Origin of the sequence: Shumkonia mesophila (genome assembly GCF_026163695.1) — a bacterium.
Lineage (GTDB): Bacteria > Pseudomonadota > Alphaproteobacteria > Rhodospirillales > Shumkoniaceae > Shumkonia > Shumkonia mesophila.
In genome coordinates this window covers 74,008-96,781 of record NZ_JAOTID010000016.1, presented here as the reverse complement: position 1 = coordinate 96,781, position 22,774 = coordinate 74,008, and the positions used below count along the sequence as shown (strand labels likewise).

The following is a 22,774-nucleotide window of genomic DNA, read 5'->3' as shown; positions in this document are numbered from 1 at the left end:
CCGCCCGTCCCGCCGCCGGCTTCCCTGCCCGAGGAGGACATCTCCGACATCGCGCCGTGGCTGACCGGCGCCAAGAAGTGGTGACGCATGACGACAGAAGACGACAAAGGATGACAAGCCTACCGCGCGCCCGTCGCGGTGCCCGTCGCGGCCGATGCCGGCGGGCCGATGAACGGGGCCGTCGCCGGCGGCCGGAAATGACGACACATGACGACGGGGGACGACAAAGGATGACAAGCCTATGGCCGGTCCGTAGCGGCGGCTCAGGCGCCGCCTTCCTCCAGCCATTCGCGGATCAGCCACAGCGCGATGGAATCGGGGCGCGGCAGCCGGCGGCCGGTTTCGCCCAGGCGGGCGATGTCGTCCTTGGTGAACCAGAAGGCATCCACCAGTTCGCGGGGATTGACCGTGATGACGTCGGTGACGGCGACGGCGCGGTAGCCCAGCATCAGCGAAGCCGGGAACGGCCACGGCTGCGAGGCCCGATAGGTGACGTCGGCGACGGCGACGCCGGCTTCCTCCATCACTTCCCGGGCCACCGCCTCCTCCAGGCTTTCGCCGGGCTCGACGAAGCCGGCCAGCGTCGAATACATGCCGGGCAGGAACCCGGCCTTGTGGGCCAGCAGGCACGATCCGCCGCCGGGGCCGGGACGGGTGACCAGCATGATCACCGCCGGGTCGGTGCGCGGGAAATGCGGCTGGGCGCAGGCGGGGTTGGTGCATTTGCGCATGTGGCCGGCGTCGCTGGCCCGGGTCGGGCTGCCGCAGATGCCGCAAAAGCGGTGCCGGCGGTGCCAGTGCGCCATGCCGCGGGCATGGGCCAAGAGCGAGGCGTCGTGGGGGTCGATGGCCGCGGCCACCTGGCGCAGATCGGCAAACTGCGCCTCACCGCAGAGCGCGATGGCGTCTTGCTCCTCGAGGGCCGAAAGGTCGGCCGCGAAATAGGCGGTCTCGCCGTCGAGCCCCAGCAGGACGACCTCTGTCGCCCGCTCCAGAACGGCCTGCGCCGCCGCCCCGTCCCGCCAGCGCAGGCAGGGTTCCGTATCGACGCCGACCAGGTTGCGGTCGCGCCAGACCGGCAACACGCGGCACTTGGGATCGGCCAGCCGGGCGGCCACCCATTCGGCGTCGTCGCGCAGGGCGTCGACGCGGTCCAGCCGCGAGCCGGTGTAGAAAATGGTGCTTGTCATGGCGCGAAACCTTGCACACCCGGAATGTCGGCGCAATGGCCAGGCGAGGGCCATTGCCTTTTTGTCGTCCGCCCCGCAGAATTCCGGCCGATCGGCAGCCGTGGGGGGCGCCATGCGCGTGAAAGGGTTCGTGGCCGGCGGGGTGGTCGTCCTGCTCGGTGCCTGCCAGGCGGGCGACGTCGCGATGGAAACGCCGGCGGCGGCGGCCGTCGACTGGTCGCTGGCCGTCACCCGCACGCTGCGCATCCGCCAGGACGAATATGCCCCCCTCGTCATCACGCTGCGCCAGGGCCGTCCCTACGTGTTGAAGCTGGAAAACGCCGACGACGCGGCGCATGCCTTCAGCGCGCCGGACTTCTTCCAGGCCATCGCCGTCAAGTCACTGACGCCGGCCGAGCCGGCGGCCTCGCCGGGGGCGGCGCTGTCCTCGATCGGGCTGCCGCCCGGCCAGACGCGGGAACTGGCGTTCGTGCCCGTCAAGGACGGCCACTATTCCTTCGCCGACGGCTGGACCGGCCGCCTGCTCGGCGGCATCCTGGGCACCCGCGGGCTGATCGTCATCGAGGCGATCCGCCGGCCCTGAGGCGGTTGCGCATTCGGCCTTGCACGGGGTGCCCCCCCAACTGCTATAGTGCGCCCGGGAGGCTGGCAACGGACGGGCTCCTCGCCAACCCGGTCAGGTCCGGAAGGAAGCAGCCGTAACGAGTTTCGGCCCGGGTCGTTCGTCCAGTCTCCCACCTTTTTTCGCGCGGCTTTTTCCGTTGTCGCGAGCCACAGTCGATCCCGGCACCCGATGGACGATCAGCTGAACCCCGGACAGCCCGCTTCCCCCGCTTCCGCCGCCCCGGCCGCCGCGCAGGCGACGCCCTACCGGGTGCTGGCCCGCAAGTACCGGCCGACCACGTTTTCCGAGCTGATCGGCCAGGAGGCGATGGTCCGCACGCTGACCAACGCCATGAAGACCGGGCGCCTGGCGCATGCCTTCATCCTCACCGGCGTGCGCGGTATCGGCAAGACCACCACGGCCCGCCTGATCGCCCGCGCGCTCAACTGCGTCGGGCCCGACGGCACCGGCGGCCCGACCATCGATCCCTGCGGCGTCTGCGTCCATTGCAAGGCCATCGCCGAGGATCGCCACATGGACGTGATGGAGATGGACGCCGCCAGCCGCACCGGCGTCGACGACATCCGCGAGGTGATCGACGGCGTGCAGTATCGGCCGACCTCGGCGCGCACCAAGGTCTACATCATCGACGAAGTGCACATGCTGTCGAAGAACGCCTTCAACGCGCTGCTGAAGACGCTGGAAGAACCGCCCGCCCACGTCAAGTTCATCTTCGCCACCACCGAGGTGCGCAAGGTGCCGGTGACGGTGCTGTCGCGCTGCCAGCGCTTCGACCTGCGCCGTGTCGATTCCGGCACCCTGGCCGCCCACTTCGCCGGCATCGCCGAAAAGGAGGGCGTGACGGTGGCGCCCGGCGCCCTGCAATTGATCGCGCGCGCCGCCGACGGCAGCGTGCGAGATGGCTTGAGCCTGCTCGACCAGGCCATCGCCCATTGCGCCGGCGCCATCGGCGAGGACGAGGTCAGGACCATGATCGGGCTGGTCGACCGCACCCGCACCTTCGACCTGCTGGAGACGGCGATGCAGGGCGACGCGCGGGCCGGCCTCGACATCCTGGCCGATCTCTATGCCGGCGGCGCCGACCCGGCGGTGATCGTCGAGGACATGCTTGAACTCGTCCACTGGCTGACCCGCGTCAAACTGGTGCCGGCCGCGGCCGACGACCCGGGCATGCCCGAGGCCGAACGGGTGCGCGGCCGCGCCATGGCCGAGACGCTGTCGATGGCGGTGCTGACCCGGGCCTGGCAGATGCTGCTCAAGGGGCTATCCGAGGTGCGCCACGCACCCTCGCCCCTGCAGGCGGCCGAGATGGTGCTGGTGCGCCTGGTCTTCGCCGCCGACCTGCCAAGCCCGGCCGATGCGGTGGCTTCGTTGGCCGGCGGGGGCGCCGCTCCGGCGCGGACCGGCGGCGCGCCGTCCGGTGGCGGTGGCGGCTCTCCCGTGGCAGCGGCTTCGCAGGCGGCGCCGTCGATGCCCTCCGCCTCCGACCGGCCACGCGCCGCGGCGGTGGGGGGGCAGGCCAGCGCCGGACGGGATCCGCTGCCGCAGAGCGTTCTTGCGGCCGACCCCCAGAAGCCCGATCCGGCCACCTTCGCCGACGTCGTCGCGCTGACCCTGGCGGATCGCGAGATGATCCTGCACGCCAACCTGATGTCGAACCTGCACCTGGTGCGGTTCGAGCCGGGGCGCATCGAATTCCGTCCGGGCGAACACGCGCCGGGCGAACTGGCTCACGACCTGTCCCGGTTCCTCAACGCCCGCACGGCCAGGCGCTGGGTGGTCACGGTCTCGCGCGAGGCGGGGCAGCCGACGCTCCGCCAGCAGGAGGAAAAGGCCGAGGCCTCGCGCCGCTCGGAAGCGTCCCAGCATCCGCTGGTTCAGGCGGTCATGGAAACCTTCCCCGGGGCCGAGATCGAGGCGGTGCGCAACATGGGCGGCGCGGTCCCCCGCGGCGGCTTCGAGGCCGCCCTCGACGCCCCGGCCGAGCCGGACGCCGAGGAACCGGACTGATTAGAGCACGAAAGTGTTGTCCGAGGCCCGGCCCCAGGCCTCGAGGAAGCCCACGAGGTGGGGTCGCTCGTCGCCTTCGGCCTTGATCAGCTCCACCAGGTCGGCGACGGCGCGGTTGTAGCCGTCCAGGCCCAGCGTGCCGGTGTGCAGCTGGTGGCGCAAATAGACGAGGTAGGTGTTGAGGACGTCGGTCTCGCAGTAGTCGCGGATCTCCTTGATCCTTCCGCCATCGAAAAGATCGGCCACCCGGCTGCCCTCGATGCCGAACTTGCCGGGGAAGCCCATTACCGCGCACACCTCGTCGAGGCGGATGCGGGCCGAGGCCCCGAAGTCGGAGAGCACCTCCAGCAGGTCGCAATGCCAGTCGCTGGCGTAACGGCTGGTGTAGCTGTTCCACTTGTCGCCGGAGGCGTAAAGGAAGCGCGCCGCGATGCCGTGCTTCATCGCCCGGTATTTCAGCACCGGCAGGTCGAAGGTGCGCCCGTTGAACGACACCAGGCGCGGCTTGTGGCGCTCCACGAACTGGAAGAAGCCGGCGACCAGTTCCTTCTCGTCCGACTTCTCAGTGCCGCCCGAGCGCAACTCCTGGAGATAATAGGTCTCGCCGGCCCCGCTGCGCTCGATCTCGGCGCGCAGGAAGCTGATCGCCACCACCCGGTGGAACGGCTGGCGGGGAAAGGCGTTCCGGCCGTCGGTGATGGCCAGGTGGTAGCGCTCCAGTTCGGCGCGCCTCGCCGCCACGTCGCGATCCTCGAAGCCGGTCAGGTTCCCCACCGCCTCGGTGTCGGGCACGGTTTCGATGTCGAAGACGATGAGGTTCTGGTGCTGCATGACTTGGGTTCCCCGTCCTGTTATACACTGGGCCCGACGCATCGATAGCAGCCGGAGACGACGAATTCATGAAAAACCTCGGCGAGATGATGAGAAAAGCCCAGGAAATGCAGGCGCGCATGGCCGAGCTGCAGGAAAAGCTGGGGCAGATCGAGAAAACCGGCGTGGCCGGCGGCGGCATGGTCGAGGTGACGCTGTCGGGCAAGGCCCAGGCGCGGCGGGTGAAAATCGACCCCTCGCTGTTCGCCAGCCGCGATGTCGAGGTGGTCGAGGACCTGGTGGTCGCCGCCTTCAACGACGCCAAGGCCAAGGTCGAGGCCCACGTCGCCGAAGAGATGGCGCAACTGACCGGCGGTCTGCAATTGCCGCCCGGCTTCCAGCTGCCGTTCTGAGCGGCCGGGCCGCAAGGCGGGGCGAGGGCGGATGGTCACGTCCGACATCGAGCATCTGATCTCCCTGATGGCCAAGCTGCCGGGGTTGGGCCCGCGCTCGGCCCGGCGCGCCGTACTTTACCTGTTGAAGCGGCGCGACGCCCTGATGGGCCCGCTGGCCCAGGCCATGGCCGGCGCCGCCGTCAGCGTCCGGGCCTGTTCCGAATGCGGCAACCTCGATTCCACCGATCCCTGCCACCTGTGCACCGATCCCAAGCGCGATCCCTCCCTGATCTGCGTGGTCGAGGACGTGGCCGGCCTGTGGGCGCTGGAGCGCACCGCCGCCTTCCGTGGCCGCTATCACGTGCTGGGCGGCACCCTCTCGGCTTTGGACGGTGTCGGCCCCGAGGAGCTGCGCATCCCCAGGCTCGTCGAGCGAGCCGGCCGGAGCGAGGTGAAAGAGGTGATCCTGGCCACCGGCGTTACTGTCGAAGGGCAGACTACCGCGCACTATATCGTCGAGCGGCTGGCCGGCTGCGGGGTGGTCGTTTCCGGGCTGGCCCACGGCGTGCCGGTCGGCGGCGAGTTGGATTACCTGGACGACGGCACGCTGAACGCGGCGCTGAAGGCCCGCCGGCCGGTGTCGTGACAAGAGGAGGACAACCGGCCATGGCCCAGCCCGTCGGCGCCTTCGGGGTCTTCCTCACTTTTCTCAGGCTGGGCTGCCAGTGCTTCGGCGGACCGGTCGCCCACCTGGGGTATTTCCGCGACGAATTCGTCGTCCGCCGCCGCTGGCTGGACGAACGCACCTACGTCGACCTGGTGGCCCTCTGCCAGTTCCTGCCGGGGCCGAGCAGCAGCCAGGTCGGCATGGGCATCGGCCTGATCAAGGCCGGGCTTCCCGGCGTGCTGGCGGCCTGGGTCGGTTTCACCCTGCCGTCCGCCCTTCTCATGCTGGCTTTCGCCTATGGCATGGTCGAGGCGGGCGATACGCTGGGCACCGGCTGGCTCAAGGGGCTCAAGGTGATGGCGGTGGCGGTGGTGGCCCAGGCGGTATGGGGGATGGCCCGCACGCTGTGTCCCGACCGCATCCGCCAGGGCTTCGCGGTGGTCGCCGCCATCCTGGTGCTGGCGTGGCCGGGGCCGTTCGGCCAACTGGCGGTGATCGGCCTCGGCGCGATATTCTGCTGGATCATCCTCAAGGGCGGTACGTCGTCGGACGGCGCCCTTCGGCTGAGCATCGGCCGCCGGACCGGGATCGCCGCGCTCGCTCTTTTCTTCCTGCTGCTGGCCGGCCTGCCGATCGCGGTGTCGGTGACGCAAAGCCACGCGCTGACCGTCTTCGACAGCTTCTTCCGGGCCGGTTCGCTGGTGTTCGGCGGCGGCCACGTGTTGCTGCCGCTGCTCCAGGCCCATGTCGTGCCGCCGGGCTGGGTCGATACCGACACCTTCCTGGCCGGCTACGGCGCCGCCCAGGCGCTGCCGGGGCCGCTGTTCTCGATCGCCGCCTATCTGGGGGTGGTGACGCGCCCCGGGGGCGGGGTCGGCTTGGCGATGCTTTGCCTGCTCGCCATCTTCCTGCCGTCCTTCCTGCTGCTGGTCGGCGCGCTGCCGTTCTGGAACGCGCTGCGCGCCCGGCCCGCCGTGCAGTCGGCGCTGATGGGGGTGAACGCCGCCGTGGTCGGCCTGCTGGTGGCCGTGCTTTACGACCCGGTGTGGACCGGCACCATCCACGAGGCAGCCGATTTCGTGCTGCTGCTGGCCGCCTTCGGCGCGCTCACCGTGCTGCGCCTGCCGCCCTGGCTGGTGGCGCCGCTGGCCGCCGCCCTGGGCGCCGGTCTCGCGCTGTTCTAATTTCGGGGACAGTATATTTAATTCGCAAAAACACTGCGATGTATACACGGTGGGCGGCGCAGACGAATTAAATATACTGTCCCCGAAATTACCGAATTTTCACGCCCGGCCGGGGTGGAATTGATAAAGCCAGGTTTCGCTGGCGGCGTTGCCCGCGACGCGCAGGTGGACCCGGAGTTCGACCGGCGCCGAGCCTTCCGCCGTCAGGTCGAACTGGCATTGCCAGCGGCCGATTTCCGGCAGCGCGGTCATGAAGACGTAGGAGACCTGACCGCGCGAGGCCTCGACGACGGCGTCCGGCTTTACCTCGGACTCGAAATCCTCCAGCGGCCCGCCGGCGAACTCGATGGCGAACTTGTAGACGCCCCGGGGACGCGGTTTTCCCGGCTCGCCGCCGCGGCCCATGCGGGTTGCCACCGTCCGGGCCACCGTGTCGGCCGGATAGGGTTCCTCGGCCAGCCAGTGCAGGCGATAGCGCATGGTGTAAGACTGCCCCGCGCGCGCCGGCTCGGCCGGGGTCCAGAACACCCCGATGTTGTCGTGGATCTCGTCGTCGGTCGGGATCTCGACGCACTGCACCGTGCCCTTCCCCCAGCTGTCCAGCGGCTCGACCCACAGGCTGGGGCGGCGGTCGTAACGCACGCCGTCGAGGTAGCGCGCGAAGTCGCGGTCGCGCTGCAAAAGCCCGAAGCCGCGCGGATTCTCGTCGACGAAGGTCGACGTCGTGGTCACCGGCGGGTTGTTGAGGGGGCGCCAGATCCGCTCACCGGCTCCCGTCCACATCGCCAGCCCGTCGGAATCGTGGATCTCGGGGCGCCAGTCCAGCGTGCGGCCCTTGCCGTATTCGGCGTACCAGAACATCGAGGTCAGGGGCGCGATGCCGAGCCGCGAGACGTCGCGGCGCAGGAACAGCCGGGCCTCGATGTCCATGATGACGTCGTCGGTGCGGCGCAGCGCGAAGCGATAGGCGCCGGCGATGCTGGGCCCGTCGAGCAGCGCGTGGACGACGGCCGGCTCTTCGGCGGTCTTGGCCGGCGCGATGTAGAATTCGACGAACTGCGGAAATTCCTCGGGCGTCGGCGCCGCGGTGTCGATGGCGATGCCGCGGGCCGACAGGCCGTACTGCCCCAGTTCGCCGATGGCGCGGAAGTACGAGGCGCCGAGGAAGGCCACCCAGTCCTGGGTCCGCCAGTCGTCCCTTTCGCGCGATTCATGGAGCCTGAAGCCGGCGAACCCGACATCGGGCGGCAGGCCGCGGGCGATGCTGTCCACCGGCATGTCGAAGTAGTCGGGCGAATAGCGGATCTCGCGCGCCGTCTCGCCGTCGACGGCATACATGGCGACGGGGGTGGGAAAATAGTTGCCCAGATGGAAGAAGGTGGCCGGATAGGCGCCGGGACCCTCGGCGTAAAGCGCGTCCTCGGGGCGAAAGCGGATCTTGCCGTGCACCTCGTAGACGATCCGGCTTACGATGTCCGCAGCCGGCCGGCGGGGCGCTTCGTACGGTTTGGCGGCCCGCTCTTTCGCCCGCTCGGTCAGCGCGTCGAAGCCGAACGGCCGGGCGGGACCGAACCGAAGCCCCTGCGGCGCCTGCGCCCAGGCGGTGGTGCCGGGCGGCAGGAGGCCGGCCAGCATCGCCGCGGCGGCCGAGCCGAGCAGCGTACGCCTGCCGATGCCGTCGGCCGTCCACTCTGTTTCCCCGGGGTTTGGAAGATCGCGCATGGTCTCGCCTCAGCGGTTGTTGCCTGATGGAGGACGGTTTGGCCCGAGCGCATGCACCACCCTGCGCCGAACGCCCGGACGCTCGCCACCCCCTCTAGACTGCTGAAACGGGGTTCCTATTCACGCCCGGCGTGAAACCGGCAACCTCAACCCGGCTCGACGCGCAGGATGGTGCCCTCGGCGGCGATGACCTTGACGCGGGTGCCGGCCGGCAAATCCTCGCCGGCAACTTTCCACGTCGCGTCGTTGACCCTGATCTTGCCGACGCCATTGACGATCGGGGCGTCCAGGGTGAAGACGCGGCCGATGTGCTGTTCGCCCCGCCTGTTGAGCGTCGGATGATCGGTCGCCGTCGGGTGACGGCGCAGCCACAGGCGCCCCGACACGATGCTGACCACCGAGAGGCCGGCGAAAAGAAGCGTCTGGACCTGCCAGGTCAGGCCGTCGATGGCCAGCACGATCAGCCCGGTCGCCCCGGCGGCGATGCCCAGCCACAGAAAGACCACCCCCGGCGCCGCCATCTCCACGATGACAAGGACGATGCCGAGGATGAACCAGTGCCAGTAGCCGATCCCGGAGAAGAATGCCATGGCGCCGCTCCGCTCCTAGTCCTTCTTCGCCCACGGGCCATCCGGCGATTCGGCCCTCGGCGCCCCGCCTTTGCCGCCGAAGGCTTCCCTGGCGATCTCGGCGATGCCGCCGACGGTGCCGATCAGGCTGGTGGCCTCGAGCGGCAGGAAGATCACTTTCTGGTTCTTGGCCGAGGCGATGCTCTGCAATGCCTCGGTGTACTTCTGGGCGACGAAATAGTTGATGGCCTGCACGTTGCCCTTGGCGATGGCCTCGGAAACCATGGCCGTCGCCTTGGCCTCGGCTTCGGCCTCGCGCTCGCGCGCCTCGGCGTCGCGATAGGCGGCCTCGCGCCGGCCCTCGGCCTGCAGGATGGCCGACTGCTTGTCGCCCTCGGCCTTGAGGATGGCGGCCTGCCGCTCGCCCTCGGCGACCAGGATGGCGGCCCGCTTGTCGCGCTCGGCCTTCATCTGGCGGGCCATCGAATCGATCAGGTCGCGGGGCGGCGAGATGTCCTTGATCTCGATGCGCGTCACCTTGATGCCCCAGGGGCTGGTCGCCTCGTCGACCACGTTGAGCAGCCGGGCGTTGATCTGGTCGCGCTGCGAGAGCAGTTCGTCCAGGTCCATCGAGCCCATGACGGTGCGGATGTTGGTCATGGTCAGGTTGAGGACGGCGAACTCCAATTGGCGGACCTCATAGGCGGCCGCGGCGGCGTCGAGCACCTGGTAGAAGACGACGCCGTCGACCGACACCATGGCGTTGTCGCGCGTGATGATCTCCTGGGTCGGGACGTCGAGGACCTGCTCCATCATGTTCAGCTTGGCGCCGATGCGGTCCACCACGGGAATGATCAGGTGCAGGCCGGGCTTGAGCGTGCGGGTGTAGCGGCCGAACCGCTCCACCGTATACTCGTAGCCCTGCGTGACCGCCTTGACGCCGAGCAGAACGACGATCACGGCAAGGATCAGGACGGCGACGACGAAGATCGAGAATCCCGTGATGTCCATCGAATCCCCCTTTAGAGACGGCCCTTGCCGTCGATGCTACCACGGCGCCGTGCCGGCGGCGCGCCGATTCCGCCTTACCGTTCGGCGCCGTCGTCCGCGATGGCGAGCGGGACCGGCGGCGGCAGGTCGGCGGCCGGCGAATCGGGGCCGAGCTGGATTTCGTCGATGCGTTCGGCCCGCCTTTCAATCTTTCCCGCCGATGTCGTGATTTCCTCGATGTCCTTGTTCGCCAACCTGAAATGGCTTCCGAGATTGTCCACTCGTTTGGTCAGGAGGCCGACGTCCTTCAGCAGCTTCTGCACCTCGGTCTGGATGACGCCGGCCTGCTCGCGCATGCGGGCGTCCTTGAGGATGGCGCGCACGGTGTTCAGCGTCGCCATCAAGGTGGTCGGCGAGACGATCCACACCCGGCGGCGGAACGAATCCTCGATGACGTTGCGGAAGTTGGCGTGCAGCTCGGCATAGACGGCTTCGGAGGGCAGGAACATCAGGGCCGATTCCGCCGTCTCGCCGGGCACGATGTATTTGTCGGCGATGTCGCGCACGTGCTTCAGCACGTCGGCGCTGAAGGCCCGGCGGGCCTGCACCTGGGCGGCCTCGTCACGCGCGTCGCGCAGGGCCTGATAGCTTTCCAGCGGGAACTTGGCGTCGATGGCGATGGCGCCCGGCGGGTTGGGCAGGTTCAGCAGGCAATCGACCCTGGCCCCGTTGCCCAAGGTGACTTGCAGGGCGAAGGCCGAGGGCGGCAGGGCGGCGGTCACGATGTCCTGCAACTGGATTTCGCCGAAGGCGCCGCGCGCCTGCTTGTTGGACAGAATATCCTGGAGTCCCACCACCTGTTGCGACAGGTCGGTGATGTTCTGCTGGGCGCGGTCGATGACGGCAAGGCGGGTCTGCAGGTCCTTGAGCGTCTCACCGGTCTTCTCGGTCTGCTCGGCCAGGCCGTCGCCCAGGCGCTTCGACAGGCCGTCCAGGCGTTCGTTGATGCCGCTCTGGGTCTGTTGCAGGCGGCCGGTCAGTTCGGCCTGCTGGGCGGCCAGCCGGCCGGCGGTGTCGGCCAGCTGGGCCATCTGGGCGGCGCTTTCCGCGCGGCCCCGCTCGCCGCGCAGCAGGACGAGGACGAAAATCGCCGCCAGGACGGCAACGGCCACACCAACGGCCAAAATAATGACAGAATTTTCCATAGGCTCGGATGTCCTCCCCGCGGACAGCTTGCACAAGCGGGTGGGGAAACGCAAACTCGCGTTTCATCGGCACGCCGCGTCAACAAGGAGAAACACCATGCGGACTTCCTTTCTGGCCCTGGCCGGCGTCGCCTTGTTGGCGGCCACGGCGGCGGCCGATGAGATGCCGGTCCCGACGGCCAGCCGCACCGGCCTTTCCGTCACGCTCTATGCCGACGGCTTCGGGCTCGTCACCGACCGCCGCAAGGCGGTCCTGGCCAAGGGCGCCAACAGCCTGGCCTTCGAGGGGGTGAGCGCGCGCATGATGCCGTCCAGCGCGCTGCTCGCGACGGGCGACGGCGTGCGGGTCCTCGAACGGAATTTCGAATTCGACCTGCTGTCGCCCCAGGCCCTGCTCGAACGCTCGGTGGGCAGGACGGTGCGCGTCATCCGCACGCGGCCCGATACCGGCGAAGAGGTGGTCGAGACCGCCACCGTGCTGGCCGCCGGCAACGGCCCGGTGCTCAGGATCGGCGATCGCATCGAAATCACCGTCCCCGGCCGTTTGGTTTTCGATTCGGTGCCGGCCGGCCTGAGGGCGCAGCCGACGCTGCTGATCGAGGCGGAAAGCGCCGCCGCCGCCGAGGCGCCGCTCGAGCTCACCTACCTGACCGAGGGGTTGCGCTGGCGGGCCGACTACGCCGCCGAACTCGACGCCGCCGGCAAAACGCTGGCTCTCGGCGCCTGGGCGTCGCTGGTGAACGAGACCGGCGTCGCTTTCGCCGATGCCGACGTGCAGTTGCTCGCCGGGACCGTGCGCCGCGAGGGCGAACGCCCGTTGGCCGCCTTCAAGGGCGCCGCCATGGCGGCCGCCGCCCCGGCCGAGGACGCCATGCGCCGGGAGGCGGTGGGCGACGTCCATCTTTATGCGCTGCCGCGCAAGGCGACGCTCGCCAACAACCAGACCAAGCAGGTGGCCCTGCTGTCGGCGCCGACGGTGCCGGTTACCCGCCAGTATGTCCGCCAGCGCTGGATCGGCGAGACGCCCGAGCGCGGAGGCGCCGTGCCGACAACCTATCGGCCCGCCATCTATGTGAAATTCGCGAACGCCGCCAAGTCCGGCCTCGGCCAGCCGCTGCCGGCCGGGCTGGTGCGGGTTTACCAGCGCGACTCCCAGGGACGCATGCAGTTCACCGGCGAACAGTCGATCGCCCATACGGCGGCCGACGAAGAGGTGGCGCTCAACCTGGGCGAGGCGGTCGATATCGGCATCCAATACCGGCAGACGGCCTTCACCACCGACGGCCTGCCCGAGCGCGCCTTCGAGACGGAGCAGCAGATCGCGCTGACCAACGCCAAGTCCGAGCCGGTAACGGTGCGGCTCGCCGAGCGCTTTCCCGGCGCGGCCAAAATCCTGAGCGAAAGCCAGGCCCACGAGGCCTTCTCGGGCAGCGAGGCCACCTGGACCGTTGCCGTTCCGGCCGGCGGCAAGGCGATGCTGAGTTACCGGGCGCGCGTGCAGCGCCCGCGCTAGGGGGCAATCCCGCGACTTGACGGCGGCGGGAATCGGCCATATGTGCTCGGCGTATCGCGAGCCTGTCGAACGTGGAGTCCCATGGCTGTCCTGCCCATCCTCATCGCCCCCGACCCCCGCCTGAAGGCGAAGTGCCGGCCGGTGCCCGCCGTCGACGGCGCGGTGCGCCGGCTGATGGACGACATGCTTGAAACCATGAAGGCTGCCGACGGCATCGGCTTGGCCGCGCCCCAGGTGGGGGTGTTGAAAAGGGTCATCGTCGTCGCCGCGCCGCATGGCGAGGAGGACGACGACGGCGAGGGCCGATCGCTGGCGCCGTTATGCATGGCCAATCCCGAGATCGTCTGGGTGTCCGATGACGACGAGGCCCGCGAAGAGGGCTGCCTGTCCCTGCCCGAGCATTACGCCGAGGTCATCCGTCCGGCCCGCGTGCGGGTGCGCTATCTCGACGAGACGGGAGAGGAGCGGGAGATCGAGGCCGACGGCCTGCTCGGCACCTGCATCCAGCACGAGATCGATCACCTCGACGGGGTGCTGTTCGTCGACCGCATCTCGGCGCTCAAGCGCGGCATGATCCTGCGCAAGCTGGTCAAGAGCAAGAAACTGAACGGCGCCGCGGTCGGCTGAGCCATAATTTTTTCTCTCGCCCGCCCGCAATTTCTCGAAGATTTCCGGCGAATCCGCTAAGATGCCGCTCCCCCCGGAACCTGGCGCGCCGGCAAGGGCTGCGCCGCACTCTTGCGCATGGAGCCATGCCACCGTGAAACTGGACAAGGTCGAACTTTCGCTGCCGGCCGGCGAAAACTATCCGTTGCCGCGCATGCTTCCCGTCGAGCAGCGCTTTCCCAAGGAGGCGATCGCCGACGTCAGGCAGGCCGTCGAGCGCACCCTGGCGGCGCTGCCGAAGCGCCCCGACGTGAAGGGCAAGCGCATCGCCATCACGGCGGGCAGCCGCGGCATTCCGCACGCCGTCGAGATTCTGAAGACCGTCGTCGACCAACTCAAGGCCTGGGGGGCCGAGCCGTTCCTGGTGCCGGCCATGGGCAGCCACGGCGGCGGCACGGCGGACGGCCAGAAGAGCCTGCTCGAAGGCTACGGCATCACCGAGGCCAGCGTCGGCGCGCCGATCCTGGCCAGCATGGAGGTGGTCGAGACCACGTCGGTGGAGGGCGTTCCCCTTTACTGCGACAAGTACGCCCATGGCGCCGATGGCATCGTCATCCTCAACAAGATCAAGCCCCATTCCAACTACAAGGGCGATTACGAAAGCGGCCTGTGCAAGATGATGGTCATCGGCCTGGGCAAACACCACGGCGCCACGATGTTCCATTCCCTGGGGTTTACCCGCTTCGCCGACATCATTCCCAAGGCGGCGGCCGCGCAGATGAAGGTGCTGCCGGTGGTCTTCGCGCTGGGCCTGGTGGAAAACGCCTATGACGGCCTGGCGGTCATCGAGGCCATCCCGCCGGAGAAGATGGTGGCCCGCGAGAAGGAGTTGCTGATCCAGGCCAAGGACATCATGGGCAAGCTCCTGATGTCGTCCATCGACGTTCTGATCGTCGACGAGATCGGCAAGAACATCAGCGGCCAGGGCATGGACCCGACGGTCACCGGGCGGGCCTCCTCGGGCCTTCCCGGCTTCGTGGCGCTGCCGCTCAAGCGCATCATCATCCGCGACATTTCCGAAGAATCGCATGGCAACGTCGCCGGCATGGGCGTGGCCGACCTGATCACGCTTCGGGTCTTCAACAAGATGGACCTGGGCTCGACCTATACCAACGGCATCACGGCGCGCAACCTCGAAGGGGCGCGCATGCCGATGGTGGTCAACTCGGACAGGCAGGCCATTGCCGTGGCCATCCAGACCTGCGTCGGGCTCGAGCTTGAGAAGCTGCGCATCGTGCGCATCAAGAACACCAAGAAGCTGCACAAGATCCAGATGTCCGAGACCTATCTCGACGAGATCAAGGCGAAACCGGGCTCGTTCGCCGTCCTGGGCGAGGCCAAGCCTTTCGCCTTCGACAACCAGGGCAACCTGCTCGGCTGAAAGGGATGGCCGGCCGGCGCCCCGGCGGCGTCGGCCGAACCCTTGCGGGACCGGCGCTTTCTCATCGTTTTGCCACAATCCGGGCCGAATCTGCCCGCCGAAGACGAACTTTCGGCACCGGGGTTTTGACGATGCCCCCTTGCCGCAGCGCGGCCGTCCCCATACCTAGAAGGGCACGGCCGATTTTTTCGTTGTTTTGAGAAGGGGGTAAAAGATGAAACTGGGTTTCGTCGTTGCCGCGTTGGCGGCTGTTTTGGTTGCCGGTTGTGCCAGTTCGGGGGAGACCCGCAAGGCGGGGACGTTCCTCAATCCGTGGTGCGCGCCCGACGGCTCGGTCGTCTACACGCAGTACGCCAACTCCAAGGGCGAATTCGACGGCGCGAAGGCGTCTGCCGAGAACTGCCCCTGGTACAAGAAGTAGGCCGGTAACCTTCTGCCACCCGGGGCCCGCATGAATGGGACCTCGGGTGGCGGAATGGCCGGAGTCGTCGGCCCGACGACGATCAGAGGAACGGCATTTCCGGCAACGGCACCAAAAACACCTTCGCGAACACGATGTAGAACACGCTGACGATGGCGGCGCCGATCAGCGCGTAGAGGAGCGCGCGTTTTGGGTTCCACGGCTCGAACATGGCCAGCACGGTCAGCGCGGCGAAGACGCCCAATCCCCCCAGCACGAACCCGACGTAGGGCATGACGAGGGCGCTGGCCAGCATCATGGCGACCAGCCCGGCACGCCGGAACGTCGAACCCGGTACGATGGAGGCGTCGACGTCCGGCTGGGGGCGCACGAGGTTCTTGATGATAAAGATCGTCGAGAGAAGGATCATCACGGCGCAGATGGCCGACGGGAAGACATAGGAATCGGCATCCATCAGGTTCCGCGATTCGGCGAGGAAGATGCCGCCGATCACGATGAAGACGGCGGCCAGGATGATGCCTGGGGTGTCGCGTTCAGGCTTGGCCGTCATTTTTTCATCTCCGTGCTAATTCTCCAGCGTTTGGCAATCATCGGGTAGAACAGCGAAACGCCGATGAACGCGATGATGCCCAACGAAATGGGCCGTGCGAAAAACTCGGCCACCACGTTGCCCCGGGCGGTTCCGATGATCCATCCCTGCACGAAGCCCTGTTCGGCGATGCGGCTCAGGATGAGTCCCAGCACGATGGGTGACGGCTTGAAGCCGTAACGATCCAGAACCCAGCCGACAACGCCGAGCCCGATCATGATGACGACATCGGACATGCTGTTGCGGATGGCATAGGTGCCGATGATCGTCATGAAGGCGACGGTTGGCACCAGCAGGGCCTTGGGAACGGTGACGATAAACCGAAAGGCGTAGCGGCCGATCAGCAGGCCGGTCGGAAACATCAGCATCGTGGCGATGAACAGGCCGGCGATGAAGATGTAGACGATCGAACTCTCTTCGCCGACGAACAGCTTGGGACCGGTGCGGATGCCCTGCACGAGCAGGGCGCCGAGGATGACGGCGTCGGGCGGCGTTCCCGGGATGCCCAGCACCAGGGTGGGAATGAAACCGCCGCCGACGGTGGCGTTGTTGGACGATTCGCTGGCCATCACGCCCTCGGGCTCACCGGTACCAAAATGCTCGGTGCGCTTGGAGGCGCGGCGGGCCTCGGAATAGGCGACCAGGCTGGCGATGGAGCCGCCGGCGCCGGGCAGGATGCCGACCAGGGTGCCGATGACTGAACTGCGGACCAGATTGAACTTGTGGCGCCATGACAGGGTCAGCGCCTCGCGCAGCCGGAACCCGCGGCTCTCGGCAGAGACCTTCAGGTGACGCCCCGGGGCGGCGACCAGATCGATCATCACGGGAATGCAGTAAAGGCCGATCAGCGCGGCCACCGGCTCGATGCCGCCGATCAGGGTCTGGGAGCCGAAGGTATAGCGAATGTCGGCGCTGACCTCGGCGACGCCGATGGTGGTGAGCAGCATCCCGAAGCAGCCGCCGATCAAGCCCTTCAGCAGGTGTCCTTCGGAGAGCGCCGAAATCAGCGTCAGGCCAAAAATGGCCAACCAGAAGTATTCGACCGGCCCGAAAGCCAGCGCGATCTCGGCGAGTGGCGGGGCGAGGAGGAGCAGCACGGTGGCGCCGACCAGACCGCCGAACACGGAGGACGTGCAGGCCAGCGTCACCGCCAGATCGCCATCCCCCCTGCGGGCCATAGGATAGCCGTCGAACGTGGTGGCGATGGCCGAAGGCGTCCCCGGTGTCTTCAGCAGGATGGCGGAATAGGCCCCGCCGTAGATGGCGCCGGTGTAGACGGCGCCCATCAGAATCAGCGCCGAGGCCGGTTCCATCGAAAAGGTGATGGGAATGAGAACCGCGATGGCCATTGTCGCGGTCAGGCCCGGCAGGGCGCCAACGACGGTGCCCGCAACCACTCCCGCCAGCGCGATGGCGATGTGGTAGGGAGTCAGGGCAGCCAGGATGAATTCAAATCCACTCATAAACACTCTCCACGGGTTTCCTCCCGTTTTATAGGGGCGCCCCGATCGGAATCGACCGGAGCGCCCGAATATCGTCCGCCGCGGGGATTGCTACTTGATGAGTCCGGCTTCCTTGGACGACTGCAGGATATCGGCCTTCGTTTTGGTCATGAACTTGGTCAGTTCGGGCCCATAAGGGGCATTGACCATGGCGAAGCCGGCGTCTTCCATCTGCTTGATGAAGGCCGGGTCGTCGTTGATCTTCTGGAACATCTGGCCCAGTTTCACGCGCAGGTTCTCGGGCGTCGACTTGGGGACCCCAATGCCGCGATAGGCGCCGCTGACCATGTCAAAGCCCAGTTCCTTGAAGGTCGGCACGTTGGGGAAGTTGGGGTGCCGCTTCTCCATGGCGACCGCCAGCATGCGGGTGCCGGGGTACTGCGAGGGAACCGTCGTGTAGCCCCACGAGGCCGTGACCTGGCCGCCGAGAAGGGCGGTGGTGGATGGCGCGGTGCCGGCGAAGGCGACATAGGCGGTCTTGATGCCGGCCAGGCGATCGAAGGTGACCTGGGCCAAGTGGTTGGCGGAACCCTTGGCCGATCCCGAGAAGGTCACCTTGCCGGGGTTGGCTTTGGCGAAGGCGATCAGATCCTTGACCGTTTTGAATTCGCTATCGTCCTTCACCACGATGGCGTCGGGCGAGAAATGGAACATGTGGACGTTGGTCATCTCGTCGGTGGTGTAGCCGACGTCCTTCTGGGCCGGCTGCAGCACGATGTGCGGCAGGTTGGTGCCCATGACCGAATAGCCGTCGCCGGCCATCGTATTGAGCTGCGCCCAGGCCACCGCGCCGCCACCGCCGTCCTTGTAGGAAATCACCAGATCCTGGTTGAACAACTTCTTGAAGTAGGGCTGCTGGAAGCGGGCCGTGACGTCGGATTCGCCGCCCGGCTTGAAGGGAATGATGTAGTTGATGGGCTTGTCGGGGAATTCCGCCAAGGCGGTGCCCGCCAGTCCTAACGTCAGAGCGACCGCCGCGGCCGCCGTCGTCAACGCGATCTTGCCATATGTTTTCATGGTCTTCTCCTGATTGTGCACATCCCTGTCGTACTTAACGCGAGTGCCCTATGTGGTTCGGGCCGCCCTCTTGCGAGAAGCGGCCCGTCCATTCTGCTTTTTTTAGGCGCTGCGGTACAGCTTGGTCATGACGAATTCGCGATGGCCAAGGGCCTCGGCCGCCGTCAGGCGGCCGTTGGCGGTTCGTATGGTCATGTCGATCAGCTTGTCGCCGGCCTGATCGAGGTTCATTTCGCGGCGCAGGATGCCGGAAACGTCGACGTCGATGTGCTCGCTCATGGTGCGTACGGTGCGCGGGTTGGCGCTGAGCTTGATCACCGGCTCGATCGGATTGCCGATGATGTTGCCCTGTCCCGTCGGGAACAGGTGCACGACGTAGCCGGCGGCGGCCTGCAGGGTCACGCACTCGGCGGCGGCCGAGGAAGTGTCCATGAAGTAGAGGCCGGGGCCCTTCGTCGGGGCTTCGCCCGGCTGCAGAACCTCGATGTACTTGGCCTTCTTGCCGATCTTCTGGAGGTTGCCGAAAGCCTTTTCCTCGATGGTGGTGAGTCCGCCTTCGATGTTGCCCTTGGTCGGCTGCGAGTCGGAAAGGTCGTCCGTCTTCACGGACAGGATGAAGTCGTTGTAGTCGTTCCAGGTCTTGAGGAACTTCTTGCCGATCGCGGGGGTCTTGCCGCGGGTGGCGCAAACCTGCTCGGCCCCGGTGATCTCCGAGGTTTCGCCGAAGCAGGTGGTGGCGCCCCAGGCGTCCATCTTGTCGATCAGGTTGCCGACCGTCGGGCACGAGGCCAGCCCCGAGGTGGTGTCGGATTCGCCGCACTTGACCGAAACCCACAGGTCCTTGACGGGGCATTCGGCGCGGGTCAGCTCGCTGGCCCACTGCACGTATTCCTTGGCCTTGCGCGAGGCGGCGGCGATGGTGGCGATGTCGCCGTTCTTCTCGATGGCGAAGCCTTCGCACGGCTTGCCGGTCTTCCTGACGCCGTCGACGATGCGCTGCGTCCACAGCGGCTCGATGCCGATGACGATGCAGGCGGCGACGTTCGGATTGGCGCCGGTGCCGATCATGGTGCGGAAATGCAGTTCGAGGTCTTCACCGAACTGCAGCCGGCCGTAATGGTGCGGCAGGGCCATGGTGCCCTTGATGTTGTTGGCGACCGCCTCGCAGGCGGCGTTCGACAGGTCGTCCAGCGGCAGGATCACGACATGGTTGCGGACGCCGACCCGGCCATTCTCGCGGCGGTATCCCCAGAAAGTTGGTTTCTTCATGGTTACCACCTCTTCGTCTTGGTGTTGTGAACGTGGACGTGCCCGCCCTTGTCGATGTTGGCCACGGCCTTGCCGATGTCGTTGTTGTACTTGATGACGGTGTCGCCCTTCTTGATGACGGCGAGCGCCACCTTGTGTCCCAACGGAATGGGGTTGAGGGCCTTAATCTTGATGGTCTTGTCGGTGTCCATCACCCAACCGGTCAACTGCTGACCGGCGGTGACACCCTCCACGACGACCACGCCGACGGTATCGGCGGAGTCATGAACCAGGAAATCTGGAGCTGCCACGGTGTCCTCCCTTGGCTTGCATGATACATGCGAATGACGAGAACCAAAACTGAATGACGAGAGCCAAAACTATTGAGCTTGACGTGCCCCTGTCAATGCCAAAGGATATATCTTATATAAGACCATAGAACATAAGGTTGTTTCCGGGAGCGGAATGCACGGGCGAGGCTGCTGGCTCCCCGGGGAGAGGTTGGAATGGCAGAAAGCGTTGCGAACGGGGCGGCAAATCGGGCCGGGGACGCGCCCCGGCCGGGCGGCGACGTCGATTTCCGGCCCCTTTACAAGCAGATCAAGGATTCGATCATCCAGCAGCTCATCGCCGGCGACTGGCGGCCCGGCGACAAGCTGCCCAGCGAATTCGAGCTGGCCGCCCGCTACGGGGTCAGCCAGGGCACCGTGCGCAAGGCGCTCGACGAACTGACGGCGCAGAATCTGTTGGTGCGCCAACAGGGGCGGGGAACCTTCGTCGCCACCCACAATCCGCACCGCGCGCTGTTCCACTTCTTCCACCTCATCGGCAAGGACGGCTCGCGCCAGCTGCCGAGCAGCCGGGTGCTGTCGTGCACGACCCGGCGCGCCACGCGGGAGGAGGAGGAAAGGCTGGATCTCAAATCCGGCAACCAGGTGATCCAGATCGATCGCATCCGCGACCTCGGCGGCCGGCCGACCATCGTCGAGCGGATTTCGCTGTCGGCCAAGAAGTTCAGCGGCCTGGCCAAGATGTCGCGGGACGGCCTGCCCAACACCCTCTACGAGCTTTACGAGGAACGCTACGGGGTCACCATCTACCAGGCCGAGGAGTACCTGCGGGCCGTCGCCGCCACCGAGCGCGAGGCCGAGTTGTTGGGCATCCAGCCCGGCCAGCCGTTGCAGGAAATCGCCCGCCTGGCCATGAGCATCGACCGCAAGCCGGTGGAATGGCGGGTCAGCCGCTGCCTGACCACCGAGCATCGCTACATCTGCGTCATCGACTGACCGGCCGCCGGTGGCGTGCGCTGGCCCTTGCCAAGCGCCCGCCGGCTGTGCTTACAGGAAGCCTGCGATGGCAACTGGCGAGCCCCGATCCATGTCGCGTCTTCGTCTCATCTTCATGGGCAGTCCCGATTTCGCAGTGCCGGTTCTGGCCGCGCTGATGGAGGCCGGCCACGACATCGCCTGCGTCTACGCCCAGCCGCCCCGCCCGGCCGGCCGCGGCCATCAGGAGCGGCCGGCCCCGGTTCACGCCTTCTCCGCCGCGCGCGGCCTGGCCGTGCGCACGCCGCTCAGCCTCAGGAAAAGCGAGGCCGAGCAGGACGCCTTCGTGGCGCTGGGCGCCGATGCCGCCGTGACCGCTGCCTACGGCCTGATCCTGCCGAAACGGGTGGTCGAGGCGCCCAGGCTCGGCTGCCTCAACGTCCACGCCTCGCTGCTGCCCCGCTGGCGGGGCGCCGCCCCCATCCAGCGGGCCATCCTGGCCGGCGACAGCGAAACCGGCGTCACCCTGATGCGCATGGACGAGGGTCTCGACACCGGCCCCATCCTGCTGATGGAACGCGTGCCGATCACGCCCGACACCACCGCCGGAACGCTGCACGACGCCTTGGCCGAGGTCGGCGCCCGCCTGGCCGTCGAGGCGCTGACCGGGCTGGTCGAGGGGCGGATCGCGCCCAAGCCCCAGCCGGCCGAGGGGGCGACCTACGCCGCCAAGCTGGAGCGCGGGGAAAGCCGGCTCGATTGGCGGCTGCCGGCCGTCGATCTGGAGCGCCGCGTACGGGCCTTCCAGCCGTCGCCGGGCGCCTGGTGCGAAGCCGCCGGCAGCCGTCTCAAGGTGCTGGCGGCGCGCGCGCTGCCCGGGCGTGGCCAGGCGCCGGGAACGGTGGTGGACGAGGCCCTCACGGTGGCCTGCGGCGAGGGCGCGCTCCGCCTGGAGCGGGTGCAGCGCGAAGGCAAGGCGCCGACCGACGCCGCCGCCTTCCTGCGTGGCTTCGCCGTGCCCGCCGGTTCGCGGCTGGCCTAGGGCCTTAAGGGGACCGCCGCCCATGCCCCGTTACCGGCTCATCGTCGAATACGACGGCGCCGACTTCGTCGGCTGGCAGCGCCAGGAGAACGGGCTCGCCGTCCAGCAGGTCATCGAGGAGGCGATCCTGCGCTTTTGTGGCGAGCGGATCACCACGTTCGCCGCCGGGCGTACCGATGCCGGCGTCCATGCCCTGGGCCAGGTGGTGCATTTCGATCTCGTCCGCGAGGCCGGCCCCGACACCGTGCGCGACGCCATCAACTTCCATCTGCGGCCGGCGGCGGTGGCGGTGCGGACCGCCGAGCGGGTCGCCGACGATTTCCACGCCCGCTTTTCGGCCGTCGGCCGGGCCTATCTCTATCGCATCGCCAACCGGCGAGCGCCTTTGGCGCTCGATCGCGGCCGCGCCTGGTGGGTGCCGGTGCCGCTGGATGCGCAAGCCATGCACGAGGCGGCCCAGGGGCTGATCGGCCGCCACGACTTCAGCTCGTTCCGCGCCGCCGAATGCCAGGCCAATTCGCCGGTGAAGACGCTTTCCGCCATCGAGGTGGCCCGCGACGGCGACGAGATCCGGGTGACGGCCCGGGCGCGCTCGTTCCTGCACCATCAGGTGCGCAACATGGTGGGGACGCTGAAGCGGGTGGGCGAGGGAAAATGGAGCGCCGGCGACGTTGCGCGTATCCTCGCCGCGCGCGACCGCGCGGCGGCGGGGCCGACGGCGCCGGCCTGCGGCCTTTACCTGACCGAGGTCTTCTACTGATTC

The 22,774-nt window shown here is 67.6% G+C and carries 23 protein-coding genes and 1 other RNA gene; 13 read left to right on the top strand and 11 right to left on the bottom strand.

Annotation, left to right across the window (positions count from 1 at the left end; all coding sequences use genetic code 11):
* Positions 1-263: 263 nt before the first annotated feature.
* Positions 264-1,190, bottom strand: a complete 927-nt coding sequence (gene nudC, locus ODR01_RS21330) for an NAD(+) diphosphatase (RefSeq protein ID WP_316979729.1) — start codon at positions 1,188-1,190, stop codon at positions 264-266.
* 112 nt (positions 1,191-1,302) lie between these two features.
* Here nudC and ODR01_RS21325 point away from each other — a divergent pair, with 112 nt between their 5' ends.
* The 3 genes from ODR01_RS21325 to ODR01_RS21315 all read left to right on the top strand — a co-directional run bounded on the left by ODR01_RS21325 (position 1,303) and on the right by ODR01_RS21315 (position 3,825).
* On the top strand, positions 1,303-1,773 hold the full coding sequence (locus ODR01_RS21325; protein WP_316979728.1) for a cupredoxin domain-containing protein: 471 nt from the start codon (positions 1,303-1,305) through the stop codon (positions 1,771-1,773).
* A 57-nt stretch (positions 1,774-1,830) separates the two neighbouring features.
* Positions 1,831-1,928: signal recognition particle sRNA small type (gene ffs, locus ODR01_RS21320), an RNA gene on the top strand.
* A 55-nt stretch (positions 1,929-1,983) separates the two neighbouring features.
* Positions 1,984-3,825: a DNA polymerase III subunit gamma/tau gene (locus ODR01_RS21315; RefSeq protein ID WP_316979727.1), complete on the top strand. Its 1,842-nt coding sequence runs from the start codon at positions 1,984-1,986 to the stop codon at positions 3,823-3,825.
* Here ODR01_RS21315 and ODR01_RS21310 read toward each other — a convergent pair whose 3' ends face one another.
* Positions 3,826-4,656 carry a 3'-5' exonuclease gene (locus tag ODR01_RS21310; RefSeq protein ID WP_316979726.1) on the bottom strand — a complete coding sequence of 277 codons (831 nt, stop codon included), beginning with the start codon at positions 4,654-4,656 and terminating at the stop codon, positions 3,826-3,828. It lies immediately after the preceding gene.
* 68 nt (positions 4,657-4,724) lie between these two features.
* Here ODR01_RS21310 and ODR01_RS21305 point away from each other — a divergent pair, with 68 nt between their 5' ends.
* From ODR01_RS21305 to chrA, 3 genes are read left to right on the top strand one after another with little or no spacing between them, the layout of a single operon-like run.
* Positions 4,725-5,048 (top strand): YbaB/EbfC family nucleoid-associated protein, encoded by a 324-nt coding sequence (locus ODR01_RS21305; protein ID WP_316979725.1) that lies wholly within the window; start codon positions 4,725-4,727, stop codon positions 5,046-5,048.
* 31 nt (positions 5,049-5,079) lie between these two features.
* Positions 5,080-5,676: a recombination mediator RecR gene (gene recR, locus ODR01_RS21300; RefSeq protein ID WP_316979724.1), complete on the top strand. Its 597-nt coding sequence runs from the start codon at positions 5,080-5,082 to the stop codon at positions 5,674-5,676.
* A gap of 20 nt (positions 5,677-5,696) precedes the next feature.
* Positions 5,697-6,881, top strand: a complete 1,185-nt coding sequence (chrA, locus tag ODR01_RS21295) for a chromate efflux transporter (RefSeq protein WP_316979723.1) — start codon at positions 5,697-5,699, stop codon at positions 6,879-6,881.
* Between the two features lie 99 nt (positions 6,882-6,980).
* On the opposite strand, the gene ODR01_RS21290 is transcribed toward chrA, so the two are convergent.
* From ODR01_RS21290 to ODR01_RS21275, 4 genes are all read right to left on the bottom strand, one after another.
* The gene (locus tag ODR01_RS21290; RefSeq protein ID WP_316979722.1) at positions 6,981-8,603 is read right to left on the bottom strand and encodes a glucan biosynthesis protein; all 1,623 of its coding nucleotides are present in this window, start codon (positions 8,601-8,603) and stop codon (positions 6,981-6,983) included.
* Between the two features lie 146 nt (positions 8,604-8,749).
* Complete coding sequence (locus tag ODR01_RS21285; RefSeq protein WP_316979721.1) at positions 8,750-9,193, bottom strand: NfeD family protein; 444 nt, start codon at positions 9,191-9,193, stop codon at positions 8,750-8,752.
* Positions 9,194-9,208: 15 nt separating this feature from the next.
* Positions 9,209-10,183, bottom strand: coding sequence for an SPFH domain-containing protein (locus ODR01_RS21280; protein ID WP_316979720.1), 975 nt, complete (start codon positions 10,181-10,183; stop codon positions 9,209-9,211).
* A gap of 74 nt (positions 10,184-10,257) precedes the next feature.
* Positions 10,258-11,367 carry a DNA recombination protein RmuC gene (locus ODR01_RS21275; protein WP_316979719.1) on the bottom strand — a complete coding sequence of 370 codons (1,110 nt, stop codon included), beginning with the start codon at positions 11,365-11,367 and terminating at the stop codon, positions 10,258-10,260.
* 97 nt (positions 11,368-11,464) lie between these two features.
* Between ODR01_RS21275 and ODR01_RS21270 the strand changes: the two genes are divergently transcribed.
* From ODR01_RS21270 to ODR01_RS21255, 4 genes are all read left to right on the top strand, one after another.
* A complete protein-coding gene (locus ODR01_RS21270) occupies positions 11,465-12,880 on the top strand; it encodes a DUF4139 domain-containing protein (RefSeq protein WP_316979718.1) in 1,416 nt (471 codons plus the stop codon).
* A gap of 81 nt (positions 12,881-12,961) precedes the next feature.
* Complete coding sequence (gene def, locus ODR01_RS21265; protein WP_316979717.1) at positions 12,962-13,507, top strand: peptide deformylase; 546 nt, start codon at positions 12,962-12,964, stop codon at positions 13,505-13,507.
* Between the two features lie 133 nt (positions 13,508-13,640).
* Positions 13,641-14,927 (top strand): hypothetical protein, encoded by a 1,287-nt coding sequence (locus tag ODR01_RS21260; protein WP_316979716.1) that lies wholly within the window; start codon positions 13,641-13,643, stop codon positions 14,925-14,927.
* A gap of 214 nt (positions 14,928-15,141) precedes the next feature.
* Complete coding sequence (locus ODR01_RS21255) at positions 15,142-15,348, top strand: hypothetical protein (protein WP_316979715.1); 207 nt, start codon at positions 15,142-15,144, stop codon at positions 15,346-15,348.
* Between the two features lie 82 nt (positions 15,349-15,430).
* Here ODR01_RS21255 and ODR01_RS21250 read toward each other — a convergent pair whose 3' ends face one another.
* From ODR01_RS21250 to ODR01_RS21230, 5 genes are all read right to left on the bottom strand, one after another.
* A complete protein-coding gene (locus ODR01_RS21250; RefSeq protein WP_316979714.1) occupies positions 15,431-15,898 on the bottom strand; it encodes a tripartite tricarboxylate transporter TctB family protein in 468 nt (155 codons plus the stop codon).
* Positions 15,895-17,400 (bottom strand): tripartite tricarboxylate transporter permease, encoded by a 1,506-nt coding sequence (locus ODR01_RS21245; protein ID WP_316979713.1) that lies wholly within the window; start codon positions 17,398-17,400, stop codon positions 15,895-15,897. The genes ODR01_RS21250 and ODR01_RS21245 overlap by 4 nt, the downstream gene beginning before the upstream one ends.
* 90 nt (positions 17,401-17,490) lie before the next feature.
* Positions 17,491-18,456: a tripartite tricarboxylate transporter substrate binding protein gene (locus ODR01_RS21240; RefSeq protein ID WP_316979712.1), complete on the bottom strand. Its 966-nt coding sequence runs from the start codon at positions 18,454-18,456 to the stop codon at positions 17,491-17,493.
* A gap of 102 nt (positions 18,457-18,558) precedes the next feature.
* On the bottom strand, positions 18,559-19,725 hold the full coding sequence (locus ODR01_RS21235; RefSeq protein ID WP_316979711.1) for a UxaA family hydrolase: 1,167 nt from the start codon (positions 19,723-19,725) through the stop codon (positions 18,559-18,561).
* Positions 19,726-19,727: 2 nt separating this feature from the next.
* Positions 19,728-20,015, bottom strand: coding sequence for an SAF domain-containing protein (locus ODR01_RS21230; protein ID WP_316979710.1), 288 nt, complete (start codon positions 20,013-20,015; stop codon positions 19,728-19,730).
* Between the two features lie 195 nt (positions 20,016-20,210).
* Between ODR01_RS21230 and ODR01_RS21225 the strand changes: the two genes are divergently transcribed.
* From ODR01_RS21225 to truA, 3 genes are all read left to right on the top strand, one after another.
* On the top strand, positions 20,211-20,990 hold the full coding sequence (locus ODR01_RS21225; RefSeq protein ID WP_316979709.1) for a GntR family transcriptional regulator: 780 nt from the start codon (positions 20,211-20,213) through the stop codon (positions 20,988-20,990).
* Positions 20,991-21,081: 91 nt separating this feature from the next.
* Positions 21,082-22,011 carry a methionyl-tRNA formyltransferase gene (gene fmt, locus ODR01_RS21220; protein WP_316979708.1) on the top strand — a complete coding sequence of 310 codons (930 nt, stop codon included), beginning with the start codon at positions 21,082-21,084 and terminating at the stop codon, positions 22,009-22,011.
* A 22-nt stretch (positions 22,012-22,033) separates the two neighbouring features.
* Positions 22,034-22,771, top strand: coding sequence for a tRNA pseudouridine(38-40) synthase TruA (truA, locus tag ODR01_RS21215; RefSeq protein WP_316979707.1), 738 nt, complete (start codon positions 22,034-22,036; stop codon positions 22,769-22,771).
* The last annotated feature ends 3 nt before the right edge of the window (positions 22,772-22,774 follow it).

What these genes read in the sequence shown, in the direction of transcription:
- ODR01_RS21225 (WP_316979709.1), top strand. Translation starts at nt 20,211, where the DNA reads ATGGCAGAAAGCGTTGCGAACGGGGCGGCAAATCGGGCCGGGGACGCG.
- ODR01_RS21255 (WP_316979715.1), top strand. Translation starts at nt 15,142, where the DNA reads ATGAAACTGGGTTTCGTCGTTGCCGCGTTGGCGGCTGTTTTGGTTGCC.
- ODR01_RS21280 (WP_316979720.1), bottom strand. Translation starts at nt 10,183, where the DNA reads ATGGACATCACGGGATTCTCGATCTTCGTCGTCGCCGTCCTGATCCTT.
- nudC (WP_316979729.1), bottom strand. Translation starts at nt 1,190, where the DNA reads ATGACAAGCACCATTTTCTACACCGGCTCGCGGCTGGACCGCGTCGAC.
- ODR01_RS21285 (WP_316979721.1), bottom strand. Translation starts at nt 9,193, where the DNA reads ATGGCATTCTTCTCCGGGATCGGCTACTGGCACTGGTTCATCCTCGGC.
- def (WP_316979717.1), top strand. Translation starts at nt 12,962, where the DNA reads ATGGCTGTCCTGCCCATCCTCATCGCCCCCGACCCCCGCCTGAAGGCG.
- ODR01_RS21250 (WP_316979714.1), bottom strand. Translation starts at nt 15,898, where the DNA reads ATGACGGCCAAGCCTGAACGCGACACCCCAGGCATCATCCTGGCCGCC.
- fmt (WP_316979708.1), top strand. Translation starts at nt 21,082, where the DNA reads ATGTCGCGTCTTCGTCTCATCTTCATGGGCAGTCCCGATTTCGCAGTG.
- ODR01_RS21270 (WP_316979718.1), top strand. Translation starts at nt 11,465, where the DNA reads ATGCGGACTTCCTTTCTGGCCCTGGCCGGCGTCGCCTTGTTGGCGGCC.
- ODR01_RS21325 (WP_316979728.1), top strand. Translation starts at nt 1,303, where the DNA reads ATGCGCGTGAAAGGGTTCGTGGCCGGCGGGGTGGTCGTCCTGCTCGGT.
- ODR01_RS21275 (WP_316979719.1), bottom strand. Translation starts at nt 11,367, where the DNA reads ATGGAAAATTCTGTCATTATTTTGGCCGTTGGTGTGGCCGTTGCCGTC.
- ODR01_RS21315 (WP_316979727.1), top strand. Translation starts at nt 1,984, where the DNA reads ATGGACGATCAGCTGAACCCCGGACAGCCCGCTTCCCCCGCTTCCGCC.
- ODR01_RS21290 (WP_316979722.1), bottom strand. Translation starts at nt 8,603, where the DNA reads ATGCGCGATCTTCCAAACCCCGGGGAAACAGAGTGGACGGCCGACGGC.
- chrA (WP_316979723.1), top strand. Translation starts at nt 5,697, where the DNA reads ATGGCCCAGCCCGTCGGCGCCTTCGGGGTCTTCCTCACTTTTCTCAGG.
- recR (WP_316979724.1), top strand. Translation starts at nt 5,080, where the DNA reads ATGGTCACGTCCGACATCGAGCATCTGATCTCCCTGATGGCCAAGCTG.
- ODR01_RS21245 (WP_316979713.1), bottom strand. Translation starts at nt 17,400, where the DNA reads ATGAGTGGATTTGAATTCATCCTGGCTGCCCTGACTCCCTACCACATC.
- ODR01_RS21310 (WP_316979726.1), bottom strand. Translation starts at nt 4,656, where the DNA reads ATGCAGCACCAGAACCTCATCGTCTTCGACATCGAAACCGTGCCCGAC.
- ODR01_RS21305 (WP_316979725.1), top strand. Translation starts at nt 4,725, where the DNA reads ATGAAAAACCTCGGCGAGATGATGAGAAAAGCCCAGGAAATGCAGGCG.
- truA (WP_316979707.1), top strand. Translation starts at nt 22,034, where the DNA reads ATGCCCCGTTACCGGCTCATCGTCGAATACGACGGCGCCGACTTCGTC.
- ODR01_RS21235 (WP_316979711.1), bottom strand. Translation starts at nt 19,725, where the DNA reads ATGAAGAAACCAACTTTCTGGGGATACCGCCGCGAGAATGGCCGGGTC.
- ODR01_RS21240 (WP_316979712.1), bottom strand. Translation starts at nt 18,456, where the DNA reads ATGAAAACATATGGCAAGATCGCGTTGACGACGGCGGCCGCGGCGGTC.